Below are 15,899 nucleotides of genomic sequence, written 5' to 3'. Positions count from 1 at the left end.
CAGGCCCCAGCCCACCGCGGCCGTGTCCCCGGGCTGCACCGCCCACATCGGCCTGGGCGCCAACCTGGGCGATGCGCCGGCCACGCTGCGCTCAGCACTGCGGGCCGTCGCCGCGTTGCCGGGCAGCCACCTGCTGGCGGTGTCGTCGCTGTACCGCTCGGCGCCGGTCGATGCCGCCGGCCCCGACTTTCATAACGCTGTGGTGGCCCTGCACACGCCGCTGGCACCCGCAGCGCTGCTGGCCGCGCTGCAGGCCATCGAGCAGGACTTCGGCCGCCAGCGGCCCTACCGCCATGCGCCCCGCACGCTGGACCTGGATCTGCTGCTGTGTGGCGATGCCGTGCTACAGACGCCCGCCCTGACTCTGCCGCATCCGCGCCTGCACCTGCGGGCCTTCGTGCTGCAGCCGCTGCTGGAGATCGCGCCGGGCCTGGCCGCGCCCGGGCTGGGGCCGCTGGCCGATCACCTGGACGCCACCGCCGACCAGCCGCTGCAGCGGCTGGGACCGCTGGACCTGCCGCCTACAATGTCCGCATGACAGGCTGGTGACAGCCGTGTGACATCCGCGGACGTGTTCTGCGTCCGTTCCCCCCTGGAGACCACCCCATGCTGTTCGGCAAGCTGCTGCCGCGCGAAGGCAATTTCTTCGAAATGTTCAACGCGCACGGCAAGCACATTGCCGAAGGCGCCCGGGCCTTCCAGTCCATGGTGCAGCACTACAGCGACGAGACCCTGCGCGCCAAGTACAGCGCCGAGGTCGACAGTGCCGAGAAGCAGGCCGACCGCATCACCGCCGAGGTCAACCGCCTGTTGCACAAGACCTTCATCACGCCGATCGACCGCGAGCAGATCCACGGCCTGATCAACGCGATGGACGACATCCTCGACCTGCTGCAGGACTCGAGCGAGGTGATGTCGCTGTATGACCTGAAGAACGTCAGCGAGGACGTGCTGCGCCTGGGCGAGATCTCGGTGCGCTGCTGCGAGCGGGTGCAGCATGTGGTCAGCCTGCTGCCGCAGCTGAGCAAGCCCAGCGTGGCCGAGGCGGCGCTGAAGACCTGCGAGGAGATCGACCGCCTGGAAAGCGACGCCGACCGGGTGATGCGCAGCGCGATGAGCAAGCTGTTCCGCGACAACATCGAGGTGCGCGAGCTGATCAAGCTGAAGGCGGTCTACGAGCACCTGGAGAGCATCTCCGACCGCTGCGAGGACGTCGCCAACATCGTCGAGGGCATCGTCCTCGAGAACTCCTGATCCGGCCGACCGTCTGACATGGACGCTCTCCAGATCAGCTTCTGGGTCGTGGCGCTGCTCGTCGTGCTGGCGTTGGCGTTCGACTTCATGAACGGCTTCCACGACGCCGCCAACTCCATCGCCACCGTCGTCTCCACCGGCGTGCTCAAGCCGCACCAGGCCGTGGTCTTCGCCGCCTTCTTCAACGTGGTGGCGATCTTCGTCTTCCACCTCACCGTGGCCGCCACCATCGGCAAGGGCATCGCGGAGCCGGGGGTGATCGACCACCATGTGGTGTTCGGCGCGCTGATCGGCGCCATCACCTGGAACCTGATCACCTGGTGGTACGGGATCCCCAGCAGCAGCTCGCATGCGCTGATCGGCGGCATCGTCGGCGCGGTCATCGCCAAGGCCGGCACCGGCAAGCTGATCGGCGCCGGCATCACCAAGGTGGTGGCGTTCATCTTCGTCTCGCCGCTGCTGGGCTTCACCCTGGGCTCGCTGATGATGGTGCTGGTGGCCTGGATCTGCCGGCGCACCAGCCCGCTGAAGGTCGACCGGTGGTTCCGCCGCCTGCAGCTGGTGTCGGCCGGTGCCTACTCGCTGGGCCACGGCGGCAACGACGCGCAGAAGACCATCGGCATCATCTGGATGCTGCTGATCGCTGCCGGCTACAGCAGCGTGCAGGACAAGATGCCGCCCACCTGGGTGATCTGGGCCTGCTACCTGGCCATTGGCGCGGGCACGCTGTTCGGCGGCTGGCGCATCGTCAAGACCATGGGCCAGCGCATCACCAAGCTCAAGCCGGTGGGCGGCTTCTGTGCCGAGACCGGTGGTGCGCTGACGCTGTTCATCGCCACTGGCCTGGGCATCCCGGTGTCGACCACCCACACCATCACCGGCGCCATCGTCGGGGTCGGGTCGGTGCGCAATGCCTCGGCAGTGCGCTGGGGCGTGGCCGGCAACATCGTCTGGGCCTGGGTGCTGACGATTCCGGCGTCGGCCTTCGTCGCCGCGGTGGCCTACTGGATCAGCTTCACGCTGTTCTGACGGCCGGTTCCAGGCTGCGCTGCAGCAGCGGCCCGATGGCTTGCGCGGCGGCCTGCAGCGCCGCATCGTCGTCGGCGGCATGGCCCAGCAGCCAGCCGCGGCGATCGGCCTGCATGCAGTAGCTGGACAGCGGCGCCAGCCGCACGCCCAGGGCGGCGGCAGCGCGGCTGACTGCCACATCGTCGGTGCCCGGTGGTGCCTCCAGCGCCAGGTGCATGCCGTGCAGACAGGGCGCCAGCTGCACCGTGCCGCCGCTGGCCTGGGCCAGCGCAGTGATCAGCACGCCCTGGCGGCGGCGGTACAGCTCGCGCATGCGGCGCAGATGGCGCAGCATGTGGCCTTCGGCAATGAAGCGGGCCAGCACCGCCTGGGCATCGCCCGGGCTGTGGCGGTCGCTCAGCGCCTTGGCACCGGCAAAGGCCGGCAGCAACGCCTCGGGCAGCACCAGGAAGCCCAGCCGCAGCCCCGGATGCAGGCTCTTGGAGAAGGTGCCGATGTACAGCACCCGGCCGCCATGCGGCAGGCTGCACAGCGCTGGCGTGCGGTGGGTGCCGTACTGGAATTCGCCGTCGTAGTCGTCCTCGACGATCCAGGCATCGCTGCGCCGCGCCCAGTCGATCAGCGCCAGCCGCCGGGCCAGGCCCATGTGCACGCCCAGCGGGTACTGGTGGGTGGGCGTCACCACCGCCAGCCGCGCCGCGGGCCAGGCGGCGGCCGCGGCGGCGATGTCCAGGCCCTGGTCGTCCACCGGCGCCGGCCGCACCTGCGCGCCATGGCCGGCCAGGCTGGCCCGGATGCCGGGGTAGCCCGGGTCTTCCACGATGGCATCGTCGCCGGCATCCAGCAGCAGCCGGCCGACCAGGTCGATGGCCTGCTGCGAGCCCGAGGTCACCAGCACCTGGCCGGCATGGCAGCGCACGCCGCGCGAGACCAGCAGCCACTGGGCGATCGCCGTGCGCAAGGCCGGCAGGCCTGCGGGGTCGATGTACTGTGCCTGCGCGGCGCGCTGGGCCACGCTGCACTGCCGGGCCAGCCGGTCCCACAGCGCGAACGGGAAGCTGGCCACCTCGGGCGCACCGATGCGCAGCGGCCGGACCTCGGACACCGGCCGCTGCCACAGGCGCACCACGTCGGCCAGCTGTGCACCGCGGCGCGACAGTGTCGGAGCGGCGCTCGCCTGCGGTGGCGGCTGGCGCGCCTGGCGCAGGCCATCGGCCACCACGCTGCCGCTGCCGACGCGCGACTGCACGAAGCCCTCGGCCTGCAGGCGCTGCAGCGCCCACAGCACGGTGTTGCGGCCCACGCCCAGCAGCTGGGCGTGGCTGCGGGTCGGCGGCAGCCGGCTGCCCGACGCCAGGCTGCCCTGCTCGATGGCGGCGCGCAGCTGCTGGTAGACCTGCAGCCGCTTGGGCAGGGACACGGCGGCATTGGCTTGGTGGCGCATCCTGAATTGGCTCCTTGGACTGCTGATTTTCTCGCTACGCTGCAAGCCAATTCCACAACTTCTGCACCGATGTCCACCTACACCGCCACCATCGCCTGGCAGCGCGACGGCCAGACCTTCACCGACAAGCGCTACCAGCGCCGCCACCAGTGGCGCTTCGACGGCGGCGCGGTGGTGGCGGGCTCGTCGTCGCCCCAGGTGGTGCCGCTGCCGCTGTCCGATGCCGCCGCGGTCGATCCCGAGGAGGCCTTCGTCGCATCGCTGTCCAGCTGCCACCTGCTGTGGTTCCTGGACATCGCCTGCCGCGCCGGCTGGGTGGTCGACGACTACCAGGACGAGGCTGACGGTGTGCTGGCGAAGAACGCCGATGGCCAGCTGGCGATGACGGTGGTGACGCTGCGCCCGCGGGTGCGCTTTGCCGGCCCGCGTCAGCCCGATGCGGCCGAGATCCACCGACTGCACCATGCGGCCCATGCCGCCTGCTTCATCGCCAACTCGGTGCGCACCGATGTGCGCTGCGAACCCATCCTCGACACACCCTGACCCACCGCCTGTCCATGTACCTGCCCCAACACTTCGAAGAGACCCGTCCCGCGGTGCTGCACCGTCTGCTGCAGGCCCATCCGCTGGCGCTGCTGATCACGCTGGACGGCGATGGCGCGCCGGTGGCGAACCCGATCCCGCTGATGCTGGATGCCGCCCGCGGCCCGCTGGGCACGCTGTGCGGCCATGTGGCGCGGGCCAACCCGGTGTGGCACGCGGCCGGCCAGCAGGTGCTGGTGGTGTTCCAGGGGCCCGACGGCTACATCTCGCCCAACGGCTATGCCGCCAAGCAGGTGCATGGCAAGGTGGTGCCGACCTGGAACTACGCCACCGTGCAGGGCCGCGGCCCGCTGGTGGTGCTGGACGAGGCGGCTGCCGCGCATGCTCTGGTGTCACGCCTGACCGACCGCCACGAGGCCACCCAGGCCAGGCCCTGGGCCGTGGGCGACGCGCCGGACGACTACATCGCCGGCATGCTGCGCGCCATCGTCTGCATCGAGATCCCGCTGACCACGCTGGTCGGCAAGTACAAGCTCAGCCAGAACCGCAGCGCGGCCGACCGTGCCGGCGTGGTGGCCGGGCTGCAGGCCCAGGGCGATGCGCCGGCACGCCAGCTCGCCGACTGGATGCAGGATCCGAGCGGGGGTGCGGCATGAGCACCGGCAACCCCGCAACCAGCCTGCGCCTGGGCCCGCTGCGCCCGATCGACCGTGCCGACTGGGAGCCGCTGGCCCGCGGCTACAAGACCTTCTACGAAACCGTGGTCGACGATGCCGGCTACGACGCCGCCTGGCAGCGCCTGATGGCTGGCGGTGACATGGTCGGCCTGGGCGTCTGGCTGCCTGGCGCCGGGCCGGGCCAGCCCGAGCGCCTGGTCGGCATCGCCCATGCGCTGTTCCACGCCAGCACCTGGGCCGACACCCAGTGCTACCTGCAGGACCTGTTCACGGCCGACGACGTGCGCGGCCAGGGCGTGGCTGGCGCGCTGATCGGCCACCTGGCCAACCTGGCCCAAGCCCGCGGCGCCGACCGCCTGCACTGGCTGACCCACCACACCAATGCCCGCGCCCGCCGGCTGTACGACCGCGTGGCGGTGCACAAGGGCTTCATTCGCTACGACCATCCGATGCCGCCCTGACGGGGCGAACGGGGCCGTGCGCGCCCCGCTTCACATGCGGACACTTTGTACGCATGCGGCGCTCACAGCGCCTGCGCAGACTGCAGCCATCGCCAGGGCAGGGGCCCGGGCTGGAAGGAGCAGCATCCATGCGCAACATCGTCCAACCTCTGGCCTGGGCCATGCTCGGTGGCGGGCTGGCTGTCGTCGGCAGCGCCGGCGCCATCGACCTGCCCTGGCTGCATGCCAAGGGCCAGAGCGCACCTGCGGCGCAGACTGCCGCGGCCCTGCCGGCGGCCGAGCCGCTGCCCGCGCTGCAGCCCGGCAACGCGCCCAACTACCGCGCCATCGTGCAGCGCTACGGGCCGTCGGTGGTCGGCATCCTGGTCGAGGGCAAACGCAGCGCCAGCGATGACGAAGCCGAGGCCCTGCAGGCCCTGCCGCGTGGCTGGCGTCCGGCGGTGCCGCCCGGCGCCCAGCCCTTCCGCGGCCAGGGCTCGGGCTTCATCGTCGCGGCCGACGGCCTGATCCTCACCAACGCCCATGTGGTGAAGGATGCGCAGACCGTCACCGTGCTGCTGGCCGACCGCCGCGAGTACACCGCCAAGGTGCTGGGCAGCGATGCCGCCACCGACATCGCGGTGCTGCGCATCCCCGTGCAGGGCCTGCAGCCGGTGCGCCTGGGTGACCCGGCGCAATTGGCGGTGGGCGATCCGGTGCTGGCCATCGGCGCGCCCTATGGCCTGGCGCAGACGGCCACTGCCGGCATCGTCAGCGCCACTGGCCGCAGCCTGCCGGGCGACGGCGCGGTGCCGTTCATCCAGACCGATGCCGCGGTGAACCCGGGCAATTCCGGCGGCCCGCTGTTCGACGCCGCCGGCAACGTGGTCGGCATCAACGCCCAGATCTACAGCCGCACCGGCGGCTACCAGGGCGTCAGCTTCGCGATCCCGGTGGATGTGGCGATGCGCGTCAGCAAGCAGATCGTCGCCACCGGCAGCGCCCAGCATGCGCGCCTGGGCGTGGCGGTGCAGGACATGACCCAGCCGCTGGCCGACAGCTTCGGCCTGGCGCGGCCCGATGGCGCCCTGGTGTCGCAGGTGGCACCCGGCAGCCCGGCGGCGGCGGCCGGCCTGCAGGCCGGCGACGTCATCCAGCGCATCGACGGCCAGCCCACGGTGCAGGCCGGGGCGCTGTCGGCGCGCATTGCCCAGGCGGTGCCGGGCGACCGCATCGCGCTGGGCATCTGGCGCCAGGGCAAGGCGGTGGACCTGACCGTGACCCTGGGCCGCGCCGGCGACGGCGCGCAGGCTGGCGCCCCGGCCAACGGCGCGGGCGACGAGGCTGCCGCCGGCGGTGCCCGCCTGGGCCTGGCGCTGCGCCCGCTGCAGCCCGAAGAACGTGCCCAGGCCAAGCTCGACCGCGGCCTGCTGGTGCAGGGCGCGCAGGGCGCGGCGGCCCGCGCCGGCCTGTCGCGCGGCGATGTGGTGCTGGCCATCAACGGCCAGCCGGTGGACAGCGTCGAGACGCTGCAGCGGGTGCTGGCGGCCAAGCCCAAGCGGGTGGCGCTGCTGGTCTGGCGGGCGGGTGAGCAGCTGTTCGTGCCAGTGGCGCCGGTCTGATCCCGAGTGGCCACCAGAACTGTGGCCTAATTGAGGGTTTCGCACCCGCCAAAAACCAGCGCTCAGGAACCCATCCATCATGGCCACCAAGATCCGTACCGAAGCCGACCGCAAAGCCACGCCGCGCCCGCCTGCGCCCAATGGCGTGACCTACACCGTGGGCCGCGGCCAGAAGCGCAGCCTGGAGCGTGGCTCGCACACCCGCAGCAAGAAGCGCCCGGGCAAGCGCCCGCACCAAGGCTGACCGGCTGCGCCGGTCAGTCGGCGCGCCATCCGTCGCTGCCTTCAGCATCCGGGCGCCCAGGCGCCCGTTTCTCGTTGTTGACCCGCCATGTTGCGCATCACCGAACTGCGCCTGCCGCTGAACCATGCCGAGCCCGACCTGCGCGCGGCGGTGCTGTCGCGGCTGGGGTTGAAGCCGGCGCAGCTGCGCGAGGCCACCGTCTTCCGCCGCGCCTGGGATGCGCGCAAGAAGTCGGCCATCGTGCTGATCTACACCGTCGACTGCAGCTTCGCCGACGGAGTGGACGAGGCCGCGCTGCTGGCCCGCTTCCCCGGTGACCCGCACATCCGGCCCACGCCCGACACCGGCTACAAGTTCGTCGCCCGGACGCCGGCGGACTTCAGCACCGATCTGCTGGCCGGCCGCCGGCCGCGGCCGGTGGTGGTGGGCTTCGGACCCTGCGGCATCTTCGCGGCACTGATCCTGGCGCAGATGGGCCTGCGGCCCATCGTGCTGGAGCGCGGCAAGGAAGTGCGCCAGCGCACCAAGGACACCTGGGGCCTGTGGCGCCAGGGCGTGCTGGATGCCGGCTCGAACGTGCAGTTCGGCGAGGGCGGCGCCGGCACCTTCAGCGACGGCAAGCTCTGGAGCCAGATCAGCGACCCGCGCCACCTCACCCGCAAGGTGCTGACCGAATTCGTCAAGGCCGGTGCACCGGAGGAGATCCTCTACGTCGCCAAGCCGCACATCGGCACCTTCCGGCTGGTCGGCGTGGTCGAGAAGATGCGCGCCGACATCGAAGCCCTGGGCGGCGAGATCCGCTTCGGCCAGCAGGTGACCGACTTGCTGGTGGACGTGCAGAGCGGGCAGCGGCAGGTGCGTGGCCTGCAGCTGGCCAGTGGCGAACAGCTGCGCACCGACCATGTAGTGCTGGCCCTGGGCCACAGCGCCCGAGACACCTTTGCCATGCTGCAGCAGCGCGGCGTGCACCTGGAGGCCAAGCCGTTCTCGGTGGGCTTCCGGATCGAGCATCCGCAGGGCGTGATCGACCGCGCCCGCTTCGGCCCGAATGCCGGCCACCCCATCCTGGGCGCGGCCGACTACAAGCTGGTGCACCACGCCGCCAACGGTCGCTCGGTCTACAGCTTCTGCATGTGCCCCGGTGGCACCGTGGTGGCGGCCACCAGCGAGCCGAACCGCGTCGTCACCAACGGCATGAGCCAGTACAGCCGCAACGAGCGCAACGCCAACGCCGGCATCGTGGTGGGCATCAACCCGCAGGACTACCGGCAGACGCCGGGCGAGGGACCGGTGAACCCGCTGGACGGCGTGGCCTTCCAGCGCTTCTGGGAGAGCCGGGCGTTTGAACTGGGCGGTGGTGGCTACCGCGCGCCGGGGCAACGGGTGGGGGACTTCATCCGCGGCCAGGCCTCGTCGGCGCTGGGGTCGGTGGAGCCGTCGTACAAGCCCGGCGTCACCGCCACCGACCTGGCGCAGAAGGCCCTGCCCAGCCTGCCGCCCTATGTGCTGGCCGCGATCCGCGAAGCGCTGCCGGCCTTCGGCCGCCAGATCCGCGGCTTCGACATGGACGACGCGGTGCTGACCGGCGTGGAGACGCGCACCTCGTCGCCGCTGCGCATCACCCGCGGCCGGGATCACCAGAGCCTGAACACCCGCGGCCTGTACCCGGCCGGCGAGGGCGCGGGCTATGCCGGCGGCATCATGTCGGCCGGCGTCGACGGCATCGAGGTGGCCGAATCGCTGGCGCGGGCGCTGCTGCAGCCCGCGCCAGCCTGACTCACTTCGAGATCCGGCGCAGCCGGGTCTCCGGTTCGCCGGGCGACGTGACCGTCAGCACCTGACCGTCGGCCGACAGGCGTGCCGTCACCACCACCCGGCCCAGTTGCTCGCTGTCGGGCTTGGTGGTGTCGTGCAGGCCGGCGCACAGGTTGGTGTCGGCCGCGATCGACACCAGCTGCAGCGCGCCGCTGGCCGCATCCCAGGCGATGCTGCCGCGCTCCAGGCCAGCCGGGCCGCAGGAATCCGGCCCGCTGTCACCGGCCGGGTCGGCCATCACGTAGTCGCCGTTGGCGAAGAAGAAGAACGTGGTGTCATGGGTGCGCTTCAGGGCGTCGGCATCGTCGAAGCGCCAGGCGCCGGTCAGGGCGGTGTTGTCGTTGGCCACCATCGCCAGCACCGCCGGGTTGTAGCTGCCCGGGCCGGCGGTGTTGAGGTAGCGCGACTGCAGCAGCGCGGCGGTCAGCGGCTCGGCCGCGCGCGGTGCGGGCAGGCCCAGCGCGGTGAACAGGGCCTCGCTGGCCACCTGGTCCAGCCGCAGCTGGTGGGTGGTCTGCACCTTCCCGCGCGAGCCGTACCAGACCTGGCCCTCACGCTCGACGATGATGCGGTTGTAGGTCAGCGCCGAGCCGGCCGCCGGCACGCCGGCCAGCCGCAGCACGCGGGCATCACCCAGCGCCTCGATGCGGTAGCTGCCGCTGCCGGCGGCGGTGCAGTTGCGCGGCGAGCCGTCGGAGGCGCGGCGCAGGCATTGCCAGTAGTTGGCCACGTTGCCCGGCGCGAACGACACCCGCAGCCGCTTGACGCCGGAGACGTGGTATCCGGTGCTGCTGACATACGACGCATCGGCCACGTCACCGATCGACAGGGTGGTGCCGTACCAGTCGTTGCGCGACTCGCCCACGTTGCTGCCCACGCTGTAGCTGCAGGGCAGGCCGGTGTTGGCGGCGACCACCTGGTCCAGCGTGCTGGTCTCGATCAGGAAGCGGCTGAAGTTGCTGGGCGTGACGGCACCGCAGGCGCTGCCCGCGGCCGAGCTGCCCCCGGCGGCCACCTCGGCGTTGTAGACCACGATGCGGTCATTGGCCAGGTGGGTGCCGTACAGGTCGGGCCGCGCAGTCTCGATGCCGGTGTAGACGTACAGCTTGGCGCCGGCCGGCATCACCGCTGCCAGCTTGTCGGCATGCAGCGCCGGGTCGGGGCCCCAGGCGGTGTAGTCGCCCTCGCTGTCGAACAGCGGCCAGGCGCGGATCTCGGTCACCACGTCGGCCATGGTGCGGCCGGCGATGTCGCGGGCCACCCGCTTGTTGGTGGTCTTGAAGGCGCCGCAGTAGTTGGAATCCGACATGCCCTTGGCATCCCAGGGCGTGGCCTTGTGGACGAAGTCGGTGGGGCAGGCGAGCCAGGCGCTGCCGGTCCAGTAGACCTGGTTGCGCACCTGGTTGCTCAGGCCCTCGCCCCACTGGCTGTAGCCGGTGACGGCGCCGTTGCTGCCGACCGAGCGCTCGCGGTACTCGGTGAAGGCGCGCTGGCCATCGACGATGGTGTTCTGCGCCGCCGTGGACTTGAACATCCTGTACTGGTAGTTCTGTGCATCGGCGTAGCTGAACCAGCGCAGCGCCACGCCGGCGGTGGGGCTGCTCGCCGGCGCCTCCGGCGCGGGCGGCAGCTTGGCAGCCGCCACCACCACCGCGATGTTGGCGGCGGTGATGCCGCTGTCGGTCACCAGGGTGTCGGCGGCGGCGGCCAGCGCGGTGCTGCGGGCCTCGCCGCTGGCCGCGGCCAGGGCCGGCACGGCGGCGGCCATGGCCGGCAGCTGGGTGAGCAGGGCGTTCTGCACGACGCGGGTGCGGTCGATGGCGGCCAGTGCCTGGCCGCCGGCATCCTTGGCATCGGCGGTGGCCACGGTGTGCTTCTGGGTGGTCACCACCACCAGGCGGGCCAGCACCGCGGCCTGGGTGGCCGCGGCATCGGTCTTGCCGGTGAAGTTGTCGAACAGCGAGCCAGCCAGGCCCAGCTGCTCGGCCAGCGCAGTGTCGGCTGCCGCGGCGGTGCCGCCGGCATTGGCGATGTGCGCGGCCACCAGCGTGGTCAGCGGGCTCACCACGGCCGGCTTGCCGGCAGGCGTCTTCAGCTGGTAGGCGGTGCCCACCACGCCGTGGTCGGCATCCACCGCATCGGCCGGCACGTCGGCCAGCACGGCGTGGGCGGCCAGCACCGCGGGGTCCAGGCCGGTCAGCGTGGCCGTGCCATCGGCGGCGGTGGTGGCGTTGGGTTCGCCGGCGTCGCAGGCATCGTTGTCGTTGAGGTCCAGGCAGACCTTCGCTCCGCGCAGCGGACCGTCGATCACCGCCACGGTCTGGTCGACCAGGGCCGGTGCCGCCGGGGTGTCGTCGTCGCTGCCGCCGCAGGCGGACAGCAGCAGGCCCGAGGCGATGGCCAGGGCCACCGGCGTCGCCAGCAGCAGCCGGGCGGGTGGGCGGGTTGTTGTTGTGGATCGGGACATGGCAGCTTCCTCCGTGGGGTTGTCACCGCCTGGATGGCGGGCGTCCGGATCATCGGAAGTGGCCTGTGCCCGGACATCGTGCAAGTGCACGACGTGGCCGGGCAGCCTGTCGTGAGGCTTGAGGACGGCTGGCGACGCGCCTCAGCGCAGCGGTGCCGGTGCTGGCGCCAGCGGCAGCTGCAGCCCCAGCCGCGAAGCGGCCACCACCGCCTGCGCCCGCGAGTTGACGCCCAGGGCGCGGAAGATGGCCTCGAGGTGGGTCTTCACCGTGGAGTTCGCGACCCCCATGCGGCGGCAGATGGCCTTGTTCGAGTGGCCGTCGATCAGCAGGCCCAGCACCTCCTGCTGGCGTGGGGTCAGCACCACGGACGGCGCGCCACTGCCGGCCGGCGCGGCCAGGCCGGCCGGCAGGCTGATGCCGCCTGCCAGCACGCATTGCAGCGCGCCCTGCATCTGGCGCAGGTCGGCGGTCTTGGGGATGAAGCCGGCCGCGCCGGTCTCGATGGCCTGCAGCACCAGCGCCGGCTGGTCATGGGCCGACAGCACCACATGCCGCGCCCATGGCGCCCGCGCCTGCAGCACCTGCAGGCTGCGCAGGCCCTGGGCATCGGGCAGGCCCAGGTCGAGCAGCACCAGCTGCAGTTCGGGGTGGCTGTCGGCCAGCTGGCAGGCACTTTCCAGGTCGCCGGCCTGCAGCACCTGAACGCCGGGCCAGGTGTGTTCCAGCAGCAGGGCCAGGGCTTCGCGGAGCAGGACGTGGTCGTCGACCAGCAGCAGGGTCAGATGGGAATGCATTGCAATCGATCGCACCCGGCGGCGGGCGGGGCGCATGCTACCCGGGCCCCAGCGGGCGTGCCGGCCTGGGGTCAGAACCGGTGGCGGGCGGCCGGCACAATGCAAGTTCAGGTTCCGTGTCCCGCGGCCGGGCCGACACCCCAGGCCCCGATGCTGCCTTCGGCACCCTCCATCACGCTGCCTTGCACCGGCCACACCCGCCTGCTGCGCTGGTGCTGGCTGCTGGCCGTGGCCTGGGCCCTGCTGCTTGCCGGCCTGCCCTTGGCCGTGCAGGCGCAGGCGGCGGCCCACCAGGCGCTGCGTCTGGACCAGGCCGACTTCGTGCAGCTGGACCGGCCGGGCCCGGCCTCCTGGACGCCGGTGGCTCTGCCCGACACCTGGGCCAGCCGCGGTCTGCCGCTGGCCGGCCAGGGCCACTACCGGTTGCTGCTGCGCCTGGCGCAGGCGCCGCAGGGCGTGTGGGCGCTGCGCATCGACCGCCTGAGCAATGTGCACAGCATCCGCATCAACGGCGTGCTGGTGCAGCAGCGTGGCGTGGTGGCGGCCGACACCGGGGTGCCGCGGGTGGTGTCGGCGCTGGTGGAGTTTCCGGCGCAGCTGCTGCAGGCCGGCGACAACCGCATCGACGTGCAGTGGCGGCTGGCGGCGCGTGCCGGCATGTCGGCGCTGTTGATCGGCCCCAGCGCGCAGCTGGGGCCGCGCTACGACCGCGCCCGCCTGCTCGACCACACCTTGCCGCAGGTGATGAACGTGGCCGGGGGCGCGCTCGCCGGCTTCCTGCTGCTGGTGTGGCTGCAGCGCCGGCAGGAGCAGGCCATCGGCCTGTTCGGCGTGTTGTGGCTGCTGCTGTCGCTGCGCAACTACAGCTACACCGTCGACGCCACGCCGCTGCCCAGCCCGCTGGGCGATCTGCTGTTCTTCAGCGCCCAGTGCGCCAGCGTGCTGCTGCTGGGGCTGTTCGTCATCGCGCTGACCGAAGCCCGGCTGCCGCGCACCCGCCGGCTGCTGTGGGGGCTGGGCCTGCTGCTGCCGCTGCTGGGCGGGCTGTTCGCCCTGGCGGGCGAGCTGCAGCTGCTGCGGCGCTGGGTCTACCCGCTGCTGATGCTGCTGGGCGGGCTGGCCATGCTGCAGCTGCTGCGCGGCCTGCGGCGCGCGCCCGGCCCGGCGCTGGCGGCGCTGGTGACCGGCCTGGCCGCGGTGGTGGCCGCCGGCGTGCACGACTACCTGTTCCTTCACGGCCAGCTGCCGATCACCGGCAGCTACTGGCTGCCGCTGGTGGTGCCACTGGGCTGCGTCAGCTTCGCCCTGGTGCTGATCCGCCGCCTGGTGCGCGCCCTGGCCGTCAGCGAAGACCTGGCGGTCCGGCTGGAGGCGCGCGTGGCCGAGCGCACGTTGGCGCTGCAGGCGGCCGACGCTGCCAAGACCCGCTTCCTGGCCGACGCCAGCCATGACCTGCGCCAGCCGGTGGCCGCCATCGGTCTGCTGGTGGGCCTGGCGCGTGAACGGGCCCCCGATGCCGCCCAGGCCGGCATGCTCGACCGCGTGCAGGCCGCGGTGCGGGCGCTGGAAGACCTGCTGCGCGGCCTGCTCGACCTGTCGCGCCTGGACAGCCCGACCGATGCGCCGCAGCGCCGGCCGGTGGCCCTGCAGCCGCTGTTCGACGCGCTGGCCTTGCACCACCAGGCCGACGCCCAGGCGCGCGGCCTGCAGCTGCGCCTGCGGTCCACCGATCTGGCGGTCGACAGCGACCCGCTGCTGCTCGACCAGGTGCTGCGCAATCTGGTGGGCAATGCGCTGCGCCACACCCGCCGCGGCGGTGTGCTGGTGGCCGCGCGCCGCCAGGGTGCGGCGGGTGTGCGCTTGCAGGTGTTGGACACCGGCATCGGCATCCCGGCCGACCAGCAGCAGCGGGTGTTCGAGCCTTTCGTGCAGTTGCACAACCCCGGGCGTGACCGCAGCCAGGGCCAGGGCCTGGGCCTGGCCATCGTGCGCCGCGCAGTCGACCTGCTGGGCCATCCGCTGGCGCTGCGCTCGGTGCCTGGGCGGGGTAGCGCCTTCAGCATCACGCTGCCGCTGGCGCCTGGTCTGGCCTCGGCCCCGCCCGACCTGCCAGCCCCGGCCGGCCAGCCGCTGGCGGGTCGCCAACTGTGGCTGCTGGACGATGACCCGGTGGTGCGCGACGCCCTGGCCAGCCGCCTGGCGGCCTGGGGTGCGCAGGTGTGTGCCCTGGACAGCCTGGCCGCGCTGCACCGGCAACTGCAGGTTCCGGCCCAGAGTCCCGAACTGCTGCTGACCGACTGGCGCCTGCCTGACGGCGACGGTCTGCAGGCCATTGCGCAGCTGCGTGCGCACTGCGGCCCGGTGCCCGCGCTGCTGCTCACCGGCGACACCGGCGCGGCCGATCTGGCGGCCCAGGCGCAGCCCGGTACCGTGCTGCTGCACAAGCCGGTGCAGGCCGCCGCGCTGCTGCAGGCGCTGAAGCGCGGCCTGGCGGACTGACCCAGGGCGGCAGCCCCCGGGATGGAGGGGGGTCGGCCGTATGGCCGATGGTGCCCGTGGGTCACGCTGCCAACATGGTGCGCAGTGGCGTGTGCACCCCGCACAAGGGCGGCGGCCCGGAGACACCGGGCCGCGCCGCGACACGACCGATCCCAACCAAGGCTGAACCGATGAAACGATGGATGATCCTGCGCGCCGCTGCGGCGGCAGCGGTGCTGGCAGGCAGCACGGTGGCTGCCCAGGCACAGGCCCTGAACTGGGGCAGCTACGTCTACACCTTTGCAGACTGCGACCCCAGCAGTTCCAGCAGCGGGCAGAGTCCGGGGGGCAGCAAGTCCTGCGACACCGCCGAGGCCAGCGCCCAGGCCACCACCACCTTCACCTCGATGAAGGCGGCCATCCGCGTGGCCAGCACGGCGCCGGCTGGCGACTACCACGCCGGCAACATCATCCAGGACGCGCTGCTCGCCACACCGACCGACACCAGGCTGGCCGGCACCGCGGGCACGGTGCGCTTCAGCGTGGCCTTCGATGGGCAGATGTCGGCCCAGACCGACCTCTACTTTGCCGCCTACCATGCCAAGTCCGATCCGGTGTATGGCTCCACCAACCTGTCGTTCCTGCCGCTGACGACGGACTTCTTCGGCGCGCCCGAAGTCGTCACCCTGCTGCGGCACCGTGCCTTCCGCGACACCACCGTGGATGCCATGGCCAGCTGGGAACTGCCGGTGATCTTCGGCAGCCGGGCCACCTACCAGATCGGCTGGACGATCAACGCCTATGCCGCTGGTGCTGTGGCTGACTTCTCCCACACCTGGACCCTGGTGGGGCTGCAGGCCTTCGATGCCCATGGTCAGGCCTTGGCGGCCAATTTCGCCGCCGCCTCGGGTGCAGTGCTGCCGGCCAGCGTGGTGCCCGAGCCGCAGGCGCTGCTGCTGATGCTGGTCGGTCTGGGCGGCCTGGCGCTGGCGGCGCGACGCCGCCGTTGAGTCGCGCGCCCGCGCGCCGGCGCGCTTCCGCCCACCGGAAGCCCCGGTTGCGCAAATGAGAATGGCGCGCCGCCGGTGATG

General features: G+C 72.1%; 14 protein-coding genes. 11 read left to right on the top strand and 3 right to left on the bottom strand.

Annotation, left to right across the window (positions count from 1 at the left end; translation table 11 throughout):
• Positions 1 to 22 precede the first annotated feature (22 nt).
• The 3 genes from folK (at position 23) to FFT10_RS20600 (ending at position 2,283) form a co-directional block, all read left to right on the top strand.
• The gene (gene folK, locus FFT10_RS20610) at positions 23 to 538 is read left to right on the top strand and encodes a 2-amino-4-hydroxy-6-hydroxymethyldihydropteridine diphosphokinase (protein ID WP_137734758.1); all 516 of its coding nucleotides are present in this window, start codon (positions 23 to 25) and stop codon (positions 536 to 538) included.
• Between the two features lie 68 nt (positions 539 to 606).
• Complete coding sequence (locus tag FFT10_RS20605) at positions 607 to 1,254, top strand: DUF47 domain-containing protein (protein ID WP_137734757.1); 648 nt, start codon at positions 607 to 609, stop codon at positions 1,252 to 1,254.
• Positions 1,255 to 1,272: 18 nt separating this feature from the next.
• On the top strand, positions 1,273 to 2,283 hold the full coding sequence (locus FFT10_RS20600; RefSeq protein ID WP_137734756.1) for an inorganic phosphate transporter: 1,011 nt from the start codon (positions 1,273 to 1,275) through the stop codon (positions 2,281 to 2,283).
• On the opposite strand, the gene pdxR is transcribed toward FFT10_RS20600, so the two are convergent.
• Complete coding sequence (gene pdxR / locus FFT10_RS20595) at positions 2,270 to 3,703, bottom strand: MocR-like pyridoxine biosynthesis transcription factor PdxR (RefSeq protein WP_228027211.1); 1,434 nt, start codon at positions 3,701 to 3,703, stop codon at positions 2,270 to 2,272. The two genes, FFT10_RS20600 and pdxR, sit on opposite strands and share 14 nt — an antisense overlap.
• A 93-nt stretch (positions 3,704 to 3,796) precedes the next feature.
• On the opposite strand from pdxR, the gene FFT10_RS20590 reads away from it, so the two are divergent.
• The 6 genes from FFT10_RS20590 to FFT10_RS20570 all read left to right on the top strand — a co-directional run bounded on the left by FFT10_RS20590 (position 3,797) and on the right by FFT10_RS20570 (position 9,029).
• Positions 3,797 to 4,270, top strand: a complete 474-nt coding sequence (locus FFT10_RS20590) for an OsmC family protein (protein WP_137734754.1) — start codon at positions 3,797 to 3,799, stop codon at positions 4,268 to 4,270.
• Between the two features lie 14 nt (positions 4,271 to 4,284).
• The gene (locus FFT10_RS20585; RefSeq protein ID WP_137734753.1) at positions 4,285 to 4,926 is read left to right on the top strand and encodes an FMN-binding negative transcriptional regulator; all 642 of its coding nucleotides are present in this window, start codon (positions 4,285 to 4,287) and stop codon (positions 4,924 to 4,926) included.
• A complete protein-coding gene (locus FFT10_RS20580) occupies positions 4,923 to 5,408 on the top strand; it encodes a GNAT family N-acetyltransferase (RefSeq protein ID WP_137734752.1) in 486 nt (161 codons plus the stop codon). The genes FFT10_RS20585 and FFT10_RS20580 overlap by 4 nt, the downstream gene beginning before the upstream one ends.
• A 128-nt stretch (positions 5,409 to 5,536) precedes the next feature.
• Entirely contained in the window at positions 5,537 to 7,009 is a 1,473-nt protein-coding gene (locus FFT10_RS20575) for a Do family serine endopeptidase (RefSeq protein ID WP_137734751.1), read from the top strand.
• A gap of 79 nt (positions 7,010 to 7,088) precedes the next feature.
• Positions 7,089 to 7,253 carry a hypothetical protein gene (locus FFT10_RS27965; protein ID WP_162854867.1) on the top strand — a complete coding sequence of 55 codons (165 nt, stop codon included), beginning with the start codon at positions 7,089 to 7,091 and terminating at the stop codon, positions 7,251 to 7,253.
• A gap of 87 nt (positions 7,254 to 7,340) precedes the next feature.
• On the top strand, positions 7,341 to 9,029 hold the full coding sequence (locus FFT10_RS20570; protein WP_137734750.1) for an NAD(P)/FAD-dependent oxidoreductase: 1,689 nt from the start codon (positions 7,341 to 7,343) through the stop codon (positions 9,027 to 9,029).
• Position 9,030: 1 nt separating this feature from the next.
• Here FFT10_RS20570 and FFT10_RS20565 read toward each other — a convergent pair whose 3' ends face one another.
• Together FFT10_RS20565 and FFT10_RS20560 are read right to left on the bottom strand one after the other, a co-directional pair.
• Positions 9,031 to 11,535, bottom strand: coding sequence for a hypothetical protein (locus FFT10_RS20565; RefSeq protein ID WP_137734749.1), 2,505 nt, complete (start codon positions 11,533 to 11,535; stop codon positions 9,031 to 9,033).
• A gap of 141 nt (positions 11,536 to 11,676) precedes the next feature.
• Positions 11,677 to 12,330, bottom strand: coding sequence for a response regulator transcription factor (locus tag FFT10_RS20560; protein ID WP_162520865.1), 654 nt, complete (start codon positions 12,328 to 12,330; stop codon positions 11,677 to 11,679).
• A 150-nt stretch (positions 12,331 to 12,480) separates the two neighbouring features.
• Here FFT10_RS20560 and FFT10_RS20555 point away from each other — a divergent pair, with 150 nt between their 5' ends.
• Together FFT10_RS20555 and FFT10_RS20550 are read left to right on the top strand one after the other, a co-directional pair.
• The gene (locus FFT10_RS20555; RefSeq protein WP_137734747.1) at positions 12,481 to 14,829 is read left to right on the top strand and encodes a hybrid sensor histidine kinase/response regulator; all 2,349 of its coding nucleotides are present in this window, start codon (positions 12,481 to 12,483) and stop codon (positions 14,827 to 14,829) included.
• A gap of 170 nt (positions 14,830 to 14,999) precedes the next feature.
• Positions 15,000 to 15,818, top strand: a complete 819-nt coding sequence (locus tag FFT10_RS20550) for a PEP-CTERM sorting domain-containing protein (RefSeq protein WP_137734746.1) — start codon at positions 15,000 to 15,002, stop codon at positions 15,816 to 15,818.
• Positions 15,819 to 15,899: the final 81 nt, after the last annotated feature.

The sequence above is a fragment of the Pseudaquabacterium pictum genome (assembly GCF_005403045.1).
Lineage (GTDB): Bacteria > Pseudomonadota > Gammaproteobacteria > Burkholderiales > Burkholderiaceae_C > Pseudaquabacterium > Pseudaquabacterium pictum.
This window is presented reverse-complemented; position numbering and strand designations above follow the sequence as displayed.